The sequence below is a fragment of the Micromonospora sp. NPDC023888 genome, assembly GCF_040639415.1.
Lineage (GTDB): Bacteria > Actinomycetota > Actinomycetes > Mycobacteriales > Micromonosporaceae > Micromonospora.
The window spans coordinates 22,417-33,286 of the sequence record NZ_JBEZZW010000059.1 but is presented as its reverse complement, the minus strand read 5'-3'; the positions used below and the strand labels follow the sequence as shown (position 1 = coordinate 33,286).

Genomic DNA, 10,870 nt, shown 5'->3' with positions numbered 1-10,870 from the left:
GATATTTGTGGACGAGACATACGACGTGGTGGTGGTGGGCGGCGGCGCCGCGGGGATGCGTGTGCAGGCGGCGGCGAGGCGGGCCGGTCCCGTCACCGTCACACCCGGAGGGCGCGACAGGTAATGCTGACCGATCCGAAGATCAGAGCGGGCGGATGTTCTCCGCCTGCGGGCCCTTCTGGCCCTGGGTCACCTCGAACTCGACCCGCTGGTTCTCGTCCAGGCTCCGGTAGCCGGAGGACTGGATCGCCGAGAAGTGGGCGAAGACGTCAGCGCCGCCGCCGTCCGGGGTGATGAAGCCGAAGCCCTTGTCAGCGTTGAACCACTTCACGGTGCCAATAGCCATGTGTTTCGTCTCCTTGACGGAACGTCGGACGCGCACTTGTTGCGTGCCCGAAGAGGAGCGCTCCGCGCGGGGATGCGCGAATCGCCTGTCGCTTCTGGTCGCCCCGCCCGGAGAACTCCGGACACAACAAAGAGCGCCTGGGGCCACAATCCCGCCAGGCGCACACAGAGTCTCTGGTAACCAAAACTGCAACCCGGTCAACCTATCATGGTTTTCCCGCGAGCGGTCAATGTTGCGCAGAATCTTCGGGCAACTGGGCGATCATGGCGGTGAGCCCGGTCACATCAAGCAGGTCCGCGGGCCGCACCGTCACCCCGTGCCGGACGTAGTGGAACGCCGCGCCCACCCGGTCCACCGGCACGCCGGCCAGCTCCGCCCAGGCCAGCCGGTACACGGCCAACTGCACGGCGGCCACCTCCGCGGCCGGCCCGACGGGCTGCGCGCCGGTCTTCCAGTCGACCACGTCGAACCGCCCACCCGGCCGGGCGAAGACCGCGTCCATCCGCCCCCGCACCACGACGCCGCCGATCACCGTGGCGAACGGGACCTCCACCTCCACCGGTGACCGGTCGGCCCACTCGCTGGACAGGAACCGCTCCTGAAGCTCAACGAGCGCCTCGTCGGGCGCGGCATCCGCGTCAGCCGCACCGGGCAGCTCGTCCAGGTCAAGCAGGCGGTCAGCACCGAAGCGCTGCTCCAACCAGGCGTGGAAGGCGGTGCCTCGGCGGGCGTACGGGTTGGGCTCGGCCGGCACCGGGCGGCGCAGCGTACGGGCCAGTGCCGCCGGGTCCCGCCGCAACGCCACCAGCTGGGTGACGCTCAGCGCCCCGGGGAGGGCCACCTCGACCGCACCGGAGAGCCGGGTCAGCTCGGCCCGCTCGGCCAGCAGCAGATCCGCCTCGCGCCGCCAGCGCTCCACCTCCGGATCCACCTCCGGCTCGACCGACACCAACGGCCCGGCGACCACCGGCCCCACCGGCCCGGCGGCCACCGGCCCGACAGCCACCGCAGCCGGCCCGTCGGTCATCAGGCGGCGCACCAACCCGGCCGCCTCCGCCAACTCCGGTCGGCGGCCACCAAGCGGGTCGGCCGGCCACTCCGCGCGGAGCACCACCTCGGCGGTGGGGTTCGTGGCATCCGGGGTCGGCTCCGGCGCCCAGGCGTCGACCAGGTGCCCAGGCCCACCCTCGAGGCAGGCGTCGTACATCTCCCGCAGGAAGACCGACGGACCCCGCGGTCGCTTCGTGCCCTCCCCCCACCAGTAGCCCGAGCACAGCAGCAGGCGGCGCGGCCGGGTGACCGCCACGTACGTCAGGCGGCGTTCCTCCCGCTCGTCGTGAGCCCGCCAGGCGTCGGTGAAGTCGTTCACCGCCCGGGCCACCGCCCGCTGGTCGGCCGCCTCGTCGAGCGCCAGCTCGGGCAACCCGTCGGCGTCGCCCCGCAGCGGAAACGGCAGCACCCCCAGCCCACCCAACCAGTGGTCGGAGTTACGCACCGGCCCCGGCCACGACCCACGGCACAGGCCGGCCACCGCCACCACGTCCCACTCCAGGCCCTTGGCGGCGTGCGCGGTGACCACCTGCACCGCGCCCTCCACCACCTCGACCTCGCCCGGCGCCAGACCGCGCTCCTCGTCCTCGGCGGCGGCCAGGTAGGACAGGAACCCGGACAGTGTCGCGCCCGGCGTCTCCCCGCTGAACCGGGCCGCCACGTCACCCAGGGCGTCCAGGTGGCCCCGGGCCAGGCCGGCGTCCCCGGCACCGTCCCGGCCGGCCCGCACCGCGACCTCCACGTCCAGGCCGATGGTCCGCTCGATGTCCGCGATCAGATCCGGCAGCGCCTGGTCCAGCCGGTACCGCAGCAGCGCCAACTCCATGCCGTACGCGCGCAGCCGCGCGAAGCCCTCCGCCGAGTACGCCTGCGCCGGGCCGAGATCGGCGAGCGCCTCCACCAGGGTCGCCTCGTCCAGCAGATCAGGGCTGATCTCCGCGTCGTCGTCGGCAGCCACCTGGCGGCGGGCGTTGGCGATGGCCCGGGCGCGCCTGTGCAACGCCACCAGGTCACGCGGCCCGATCCGCCAGCGGGCGCCGGTGAGCAACCGCAGCAGCGCGGCCCCGTCGGTCGGGTCGGCGAGCACCCGCAGCGTGCAGACCACGTCGCGTACCTCGGGGGTGTCCAGCAGGCCGCCGAGCCCCACCACCTCTACCGGGAGGCCACGCTCACGCAGGGCCGACTCGATCGCCGGGATCTGGCTGCGGACGCGGACCAGCACGGCAGTGGTCGGGCGCTGCGCCACCGGGATGTGTTCGGGTGCCGCGCCCGGCATCCGGGCCGCCCCCCGCCAGGCGGCCAGCACGCTGTCGGCGATCCAGTCCGCCTCGTCGGCGTACGTGGGCAGCAACGCGCAGTGCACAGTGCCGCCGACCGCACCGCCGGGGCTGCGGTGCGGGATCGGGTCGCGGACGGTCAGCGCGGAGCGCAGCTCCGGCACCCGGGCGCCCGCCGCCCGCAGCGGAGCCGACAACGCGTTCGCCACCCGCAGGATCTCCGGGCGGTTACGCCAGCTCGTGGTGAGCCCGAGGGCCGGGGCGGGCTGACCGTCGGCGCGGGCGAACTCGGTGGGGAACCGGTCCAGTGTGCCGGCGCTGGCCCCCCGCCAGCCGTAGATGGACTGGCAGGGGTCGCCCACCGCGGTCACCGGATGCCCGCCACCGAACAGGGCGTTGAGCAGCACCACCTGGGCGTGGCTGGTGTCCTGGTATTCGTCGAGCAGCACCGCCCGGAAGCGGCCCCGCTCGATCTCGCCGACCCCCGGGTGGTCCCGGGCGACCCGGGCCGCCCGCGCGAGCTGGTCGGCGAAGTCCATCGCCTCGAAGTCCTCCTTGCGCCGGGTGTACGCCCGCACCAGCGGCAGCAGGCGCAGCCGGGTCTGTTGCAGGGTGAGCGCCTTGCGGACGTCGGCGTACACCCGGCCCGGCCGGGACTGCACCTCGGCGAAGAACCGACCGGTCCAGGCCGCGAGCTGGTCCGGCGCGACCAGGTGCTCGTCCAACTCCCCGGCCAGCGCCAGCACCGCGTCGGTGATGGTGCTGGGCATCCGGTCCACCTCGGACATGTCACCGTCGTAGTTGCGCACCAGCAGGTCGACCAACTGCCAGCGGGACGCCTCGGTGAGCAGCCGGGTCGACGGCTCGTAGCCGGACCGCAGCCCGTGCTCGGTGACGATCCGCCCCGCGTACGAGTGGTAGGTGGAGACGGTGGGTTCACCGGCGAGCGGGTCGTCAAGCGGGTCGCGGCCCTGCCGGCCGAGTCTGCGGATCAGTTGGTCGAGCCGGGTGCGGACCCGGTGGGCCAGTTCGCCGGCCGCCTTACGGGTGAAGGTCAGCCCGAGGATCTGCTCCGGGCGCACGTAGGAGTTGGCCACCAGCCAGACCACCCGCGCGGCCATCGTCTCGGTCTTGCCCGACCCGGCTCCCGCGACCACCAGCAGCGGTTCCACCGGGGCGGCGATGATCGCGGCCTGCTCCCGGGTGGGTGCCGGCAACCGCAGCAGCTTGGCCAGCTCCATCGGCGTGTACCGGGGGCCGGAGTCCGCCAGCCGGGGCGCCGGCGTGGGGCCCGCGCCGAACAGGGTGGGCTGGCTCACGGTGCTGTCTCAGGATGCGACACCCGCTCACTCCTCGCCCTCACGGTCACGTCGGACGGTCGGCGGCTCGACGACCTGACGCCCCTGCCCGGAGACCGGGCAGCTGGTGCGGACCGGGCAGACCCGGCACTTCGAGTTGGCCACGGCGGCGAACGTGGCGGCTGCCATCGTATCGGCGGTCCGCCGGACCAGCGCGGTCGCCCAACCGGCCGCCGGTCCCTCGCCGGCCGCCGGCTGGTTCTGCTCCCGGGCATCCTTCGCCGAGGTGCCGAGTTGCACGAGCGCCGCGCCGCCCGACTCGTCGCCGAACTCGGCGAACGCCCCCGCCTCCACCGCCGCCTGGTACGCGCCGAGCTGCGGGTGTTCGGCCAGGTCGGTGCCGGTGACGGCGGTGGACTTGCCGGTCTTCAGGTCGATCACCACGAGCCGCCCGGACTCGTCGACCTCCAGCCGGTCGACCCGACCGGTCAGGTCGACGGGCCGCTGCGGGTCGTCCAGGCGGACCGCGAACTCGTGCTCGATGGCGAGTAACCGACGCGGGTTGGTGGCCAGCCAGCGCAGCAGCTTGTCGACCATCGCCTCGGCGCGTTCCCGCTCCGGCCCGGCCATCCACCGGGCCGCCAACTCGATGGCGTCGAACCGGGCGGCCACGTAGTCGAGCAGCGCACCCCGGTCGGCGCTGGCGTCCTCGGCGAGCATCGCGGCGGCGTGCACCAGGTTGCCGACCCCTTGCGCGGTGCTGGTCGGGCCACTGCCGCCGTGCCGTTCCAGCAGCCACCGCAGGCTGCATCGCAGGGCGCTCTCCATGGCCGACGGGGTGACCCGCACCGGCTCCCCGTCGTCGACGAGCGGCCGGTCGTCGGAGAGGGCGCGCAACCCCCACCAGTCGTCCGGGTGCGCACCGGGAACCCCGGCGGCGGCGAGCCGGGCCAGCTCGGCCGCCGCCGCGCGCCGCCGGCTCGCCGGGGCGGCCGGGTCGGTGATGGCGGTACGCAGTTCGGCCACCAGCGCCGGCAGGGTGAGCGCCCGAGGTGGGCGGGTCACCGGCAGTGCCCCGGGGCGGTCCGGCTCACCGTCATCGCCTGTCGCGTCGCCGGTCCCGCCTCCCGCGCCGGTCGACGTGACGCGGGCCGTGCTGATCGTCGTGCCGCCGGCCGTGCTGATCGCGCCGGTCGTCCCGCGGGACGCGCCGGTCGTCGCGCCGTCGGTCATCCCGCCGCTCGTCGTGTCGCCGGTCGCGTCGTTCGTCGCGCCGTCGGTCATCCCGCCGCTCGTCGCGCCGTCGGCCCCGCTGGTCGTCGTGCCGCCGGCCGCGTCGTTCGTCGCGCCATCGGTGGCGGCTCTGGCCTCCGGTGGGCTGGCGGCTCGGTCTCCCGCCTGGGGGCCGGTGCGCGGACCCGGTGGCGTGGGCGGGTCGGTCGGCCCGGCACTCGGCGGAGCGGGCGGCGTGGTGGGGCTCATCTCGTGCAGGAACCGGCTCGGCTGCTCCTGGTGGTCGTCGCCGCCGACGGCGGCCGAGGCCACGGCGCTGACCAGCAGCCGGTGCCGGGCCCGGCTGATGGCGACGTGGAAGAGCCGGCGCTCCTCGTCAAGCAACGCCGAGGTTTGGCCCACCACGTTGGCCGCGGTGGCACCGTCGACGGACCGGCCGGTGAGCACGTCGACGAGCCGTTCGGACCCGAGCAGGCTGCCGCGCAGTCGCAGGTCCGGCCAGATGCCCTCCTGCACGCCGGCCACCGCGACCAGGTCCCATTCCAGGCCCTTCGCGGCGTGCGCGGTGAGCAGGCGTACCGCCGCGCCCCGATCGGCGGTCGGTGCGATGGTGTCGGCCGGCAGATCCTGGGCGAGCACGTGGTCGAGGAAGACCTCGGTGCGGGCACCGGGCAGCCGGTCGGTGAACCGGGCCGCCGCGTCGAAGAGCACCAGGACGGCGTCGAGGTCGCGGTCGGCCGCCTCGGCCCGCCGCCGCCGGGCCAGATCTCCCTCGCCGGGTGCCGGCCGCCCCTGGTTGATCGCACCCGCCCAGCGCTCGGCGAGACCGCTGGCACTCCACACGGCCCAGAGCACGTCCTCGGCGGTCGCACCCGGCCGGGCGGCCGCTTCGCGTGCGATGGCCAGCAGCCCGGCCACCGCCTGCGCCGGCTCCGCCCAGCGCCGCTCGATGTCGGCCAACTCCTCCGGGTCCTGCAAGGCCTCGACGATCAGCTCGCCGGAGGGGCGCCGGTCACCGCCAGCCAGCGCCAGGGCTCGCAGGCCCTGCCGCAGCCGCCGCTCGGCCAGCGGGTCGGCCCCGCCCAGCGGCGAGTGCAGCAGCGCGACAGCCGCCTCCTCGTCCAGCCGGTCCGGCTCGAGCGCGCAGCGCAGCAGGAGCAGCAGCGGGGCGACCGCCGGTTGCAGGTGCAGGGGCAGATCCTCGCCGTGCACCACTGTGGGTACGCCGGCAGCGTGCAGCGCCCGTCGCAGGGTGGGCAGGTGCAGGGCGGTGGACCGCACCAGCACCGCCATCCGCGACCAGGGCACGCCGTCGAGCAGGTGGGCCGAGCGCAGCGCGTGGGCCAGCCAGGCGGCCTCGCTTGTCGCCGAGCGGAACGTGTGCACCTCGACCGTCCCGGGTGGCGCGTCCGGCAGTGGGTGCAGCCGGCGGTGCGCGGCCGGGCCGCGTAGCCGGCGGCCCAGCCGGGCCATCGCGGCGAGCAGACCCGGCCCGGCCCGGTAGGACGTGGTCAGCAGCACCTGCGCGGCGGGCGCGCCGGAGGCGGTCCGGAAGCGGTGCGCGAACGTGGTCACCCCGGCGGGGTCGGCACCGCGGAAGGCGTACGTGGAGGAATCCGGGTCGGCGAACGCGACGAGCGACTTGCCTCCGCCCGCGATCACCGAGAGCAGCTCCAGTTGGGCGGGGTCGGTGTCGGCCAGCTCGTCGAGGTAGACGTGGGTGAGCCGACGGCGTTCGGCGGCCAGCAACTCCTCGTCGTCGCGCAGCAGCCCGGTGGCCGCCCGGACCAGCTCCGCCGGGTCGTACGCGATGGAGCCCCGGTTGCTGACGTCGCGCAGCGCGAGCACGGCGACGTACTCCCGCAGGAAGCGGGCGGCGGCCGGCCAGTCGGCGCGGCCGAGCTTCTCACCGAGCCGGGCCAGGTCGACCGGGCCCACGCCGCGCTCGGCGGCGCGCATGAGCAGGTCGCGCAGTTGGCCGGCGAAGGCCCGGGTCCGCAGGGCCGGGCGCAGGTCGGTCGGCCAGCCGACCGGGTCGTCCTCGGGGTCCTCGCCCACCACGTCCAGCAGCTCGCGGATGATCAGATCCTGCTCGGGGCCGGTCAGCAGCCGGGGCGACGGCTCGCCCCGTTCGGCGGCGGCCCGGCGCAGCAACCCGAACGCGTACGCCGGGAAGGTGCGCACCAGCGGCTCCCGCAGCACCCGGTGGCCGTCCTGCGCGATCCGGGCCTCGATGCGTTGACGAAGGGCGGTGGCCCCGCGACGGCCGAAGGTCAGCACCAGGATCCGTTCGGGGTCGACCCCCTCGCTCACCCGGGCGGCGACCGCCTCGACGAGGGTGCTGGTCTTGCCGGTGCCGGGGCCGCCGAGCACGAGCATCGGCCCGGCGGTGTGCCCGACCACCTCGGCCTGCACCGGATCGGCCCGCCAACCGCTGCCGTCGGCCGTGAGCGCCGCCCCGTCCGCACGGGCGGGCCCGCCCGACGCGCCGACACCGCCCGCGGACGTGCTGCCGGCGGCGGACACGGAAGCGTCGCCCGGCGCCGCCGCATCCCCCCGCGCCGGCCCCCCGGGCCGCCGCACCAACCGGTACGCCTGCATCAGCTCATCCCATCAGACCGGTACGACACCCACCCAATCCCCCATCCCCGACCCCATCCACCCACGTCGATCATGACGTTGACGGTGCGACGCGCCGACGACGACGCCGCCAACCTCATGATCAACGCTATCCGGACGGGTCAATCGCGATCCGGGGTGGGCGGGGTGGAGTCAGGTCAGGTGTGATTCCAGGGCGTCCAGGGCTTCGGGGACCGTGGTGGTCACCGTCAGGAGGTCGCGGCCGGCGGTCTTGAGGAAGCGTCGGTCGGCCAGCCCGTCCAGCCAGTCGAGCAGGGGGCGGTAGAACCCGTCGGTGTCGATGAGCACCATCGGCTTGGCGTGCAGGGCGAGGGTCGCGGTCGTCCAGACCTCGAACAACTCGTCCAGGGTGCCCAGCCCGCCGGGCAGGGTGAGGAACGCGTCCGACTTGTCGATCATCAGGGTCTTGCGGCTGGCCATCGAGTCGGTCACCAGCAGCTCGTCCGAGGCGAGGTCGGCGACCTCCAGATCGACGAGCGACTGCGGGATCACCCCCAGGGTGCGCCCGCCGGCGGATCGGGCGCCGTCCGCCACCGCGCCCATCATGCCGACGCAGCCACCGCCGCTCACCAGCGTGTGACCGCGCCGGGCCAGCTCCACACCGGTCTCGGTGGCCAGGTCCAACCAGCGCTGGTCCAGCGTGCGGGAGGAGGCGCAGAAGACGCAGATCGCTGCCATCACTTGTCCCGCGGCTGATCGGCGGCCTGCGCGGCGGCGGCCTGCTGGTCCGCGCCGGTGCGCGCCACGGCCTCGTCGCGGACCGCCTCCTGCTCCACGGAGAGCGCGGCCTCCGCCTCGACGATGTGCCGCACCGCGGCGTTGACGTCGTCGGTGAGGCAGATCAGGTCCAGGTCGACCGGCCCGATCTTGCCGTTGGCGGCCATCGTGTCGCGCAGCCAGTCGAGCAGACCCTGCCAGTACGAGAGCCCCATGAGCACCACCGGGAAGCGGGTGACCTTGCCGGTCTGCACCAGGGTGAGCGCCTCGAACAGCTCGTCCATGGTGCCGAACCCACCGGGCAGCACGACGAACGCCTGGGCGTACTTGACGAACATGGTCTTGCGGGCGAAGAAGTAGCGGAAGTCGATCGCCAGGTCGACCCACTCGTTGAGGCCCTGCTCGAACGGCAGCTCGATGCCGAGCCCGACGGAGAGCCCGCCGGCCTCGCTGGCGCCGCGGTTGGCGGCCTCCATCACCCCCGGCCCACCTCCGGTGATCACCGCGTAGCCGGCGCGGGCCAGCGCGCCGCCCAGTTGCTCGGCCAGCCGGCACTCGGCGCTGTCCGGTCCGCTGCGGGCGGAGCCGAACACGCTGACCGCTGGCGGCAGGTCGGCGAGGGTGTCGAAACCTTCGACGAATTCGGAGAGGATGCGCAGCGCGCGCCAGGCGTCCTTGGTCTTCCAGTCGCTCCGCCCACGTGAATCCAGCAACCGCTGGTCGGCGGTGCTGCTCGGGATCGCCCCTCGGCGCAGCGTGACCGCACCCCTGTGTCGCTCCTGTCCCGGACCGCGACCGGCCTCCCGCCCGTTGCTCTGGCTCATGGGGCAACCGTAGTGGAGCGGCACCTCGCAGGTGTGCGGGGCGCGGACGCCGAGAAATAGTTCGCGATCATGGGCAACTAATCCGCTCCCCCGTACGTCTTACTATTCACATACCGGGTATGCCCCGGCGCGCGCCTTCGGGGGAGGAGACAGCGTGATCAGTAACAGCGAGATGATCCGGATCCGTCGCCAGATGCAGCGACGGATCCGAGACGTGGTGGCCGAACGCCGCCGCACCCGACTGCAGGACCCACCCCTGGTCTCCCCCACCCCCACAGGAGCTGATCAAGAGGTTTGCGTCGCCGACAACGGGCCAGGCTGACGCAAACCTCTTGATCACCGGGTCAGGCCGGGGCCAGCCAGCGGTGCAGGGTCGCCGCGCCGTCGCGGATCTTGCTGATCTCGACGTGCTCGTCCTTGTGGTGGGCGAGGTTGGGGTCACCCGGGCCGAAGTTCAGCGCGGGGATGCCCATTGCCGCGAACCGGGCCACGTCCGTCCAGCCCAGCTTGCCGATCGGCGCCGCGCCCACCGCTGCCAGGAACTCCTGCGCCGGGGCCGCCTGCAGCCCGGGGGCCGCACCGGCTGCCGCGTCGGTCACCACCACCTCGAAGCCGGCGAACACCTCCCGCAGATGCTCCTCGGCAGCCGCCGGGTCGCGATCCGGCGCGTACCGGTAGTTGACCTCGATCTCGCAGCGGTCGGGGATCACGTTGCCAGCGACACCACCGATGATCCGTACCGCGTTCATGCCCTCGCGGTAGTCGCATCCCTCGATGGTGACCCGGCGCGCCTCGTACGCCTGAAGACGCCGCAGCACCTCGGTGGCCGCGTGGATGGCGTTCACACCGTGCCAGGAGCGCGCGGCGTGCGCCCGCTCACCAGTCGTCGTCACGAGGGCCCGCATGGTGCCCTGGCAGCCCGCCTCGACGATGCCGTACGTGGGCTCCAGCAGCACCGCGAAGTCCGCCTTTAGCCACTCCGGGTACGCCTGGGCCACCAGGTTGAGCCCGTTGTACCGCGACTCGATCTCCTCGGCCTCGTAGAAGAAGTACGTGACGTCGTAGCGCGGGTCGGGCAGCGTCACCGCCAGGTGCAGCGCGTACGCGGTGCCGGACTTCATGTCCGAGGTGCCGCAGCCGTACATCAGGTCGCCACGCATGGTCGACGGAAAGTTGTTGTTGAGCGGCACCGTGTCGAGGTGCCCGGCCAGGACGACGCGCTGCGCCCGACCGAGGTCGGTACGCGCCATCACCGTGTTGCCGTGCCGGTGGGTGGTCAGGTGCGGTACACCCCGCAGCACGTCCTCGACACAGTCGGCGATCGCCTTCTCGTTGAGGGACACGGACTCTATGTCGACCAGAGCGCGGGTCAGCTGCACCGGATCGGCGAGGACCTCGGGGGTCAGCGGGTTCTCCATGGTTCGCACGGTACCTTCAGGTCTGTCAGCGCGAGGAGTGAGCTGAGGCCGGCCCGGCCGCGACCGA

At 73.6% G+C, this 10,870-nt stretch carries 6 protein-coding genes; all 6 read right to left on the bottom strand.

The annotated features are described in order from the left end of the window. Positions 1–142 precede the first annotated feature (142 nt). Positions 143–346: a cold-shock protein gene (locus AB0F61_RS32350; RefSeq protein ID WP_007464836.1), complete on the bottom strand. Its 204-nt coding sequence runs from the start codon at positions 344–346 to the stop codon at positions 143–145. Positions 347–572: 226 nt separating this feature from the next. After that, positions 573–3,992: an ATP-dependent DNA helicase gene (locus tag AB0F61_RS32345; RefSeq protein WP_357817632.1), complete on the bottom strand. Its 3,420-nt coding sequence runs from the start codon at positions 3,990–3,992 to the stop codon at positions 573–575. A gap of 27 nt (positions 3,993–4,019) precedes the next feature. After that, positions 4,020–7,805: a PD-(D/E)XK nuclease family protein gene (locus AB0F61_RS32340; protein ID WP_357817629.1), complete on the bottom strand. Its 3,786-nt coding sequence runs from the start codon at positions 7,803–7,805 to the stop codon at positions 4,020–4,022. 171 nt (positions 7,806–7,976) lie between these two features. Next, positions 7,977–8,522, bottom strand: a complete 546-nt coding sequence (locus AB0F61_RS32335) for a TIGR00730 family Rossman fold protein (RefSeq protein WP_357817627.1) — start codon at positions 8,520–8,522, stop codon at positions 7,977–7,979. Beyond that, positions 8,522–9,385 (bottom strand): TIGR00730 family Rossman fold protein, encoded by an 864-nt coding sequence (locus AB0F61_RS32330; RefSeq protein WP_357817624.1) that lies wholly within the window; start codon positions 9,383–9,385, stop codon positions 8,522–8,524. Before AB0F61_RS32330 ends, AB0F61_RS32335 begins: the two co-directional genes overlap by 1 nt. A gap of 344 nt (positions 9,386–9,729) precedes the next feature. Continuing rightward, positions 9,730–10,803: a succinyl-diaminopimelate desuccinylase gene (gene dapE / locus AB0F61_RS32325; protein WP_357817622.1), complete on the bottom strand. Its 1,074-nt coding sequence runs from the start codon at positions 10,801–10,803 to the stop codon at positions 9,730–9,732. Positions 10,804–10,870 lie beyond the last annotated feature (67 nt).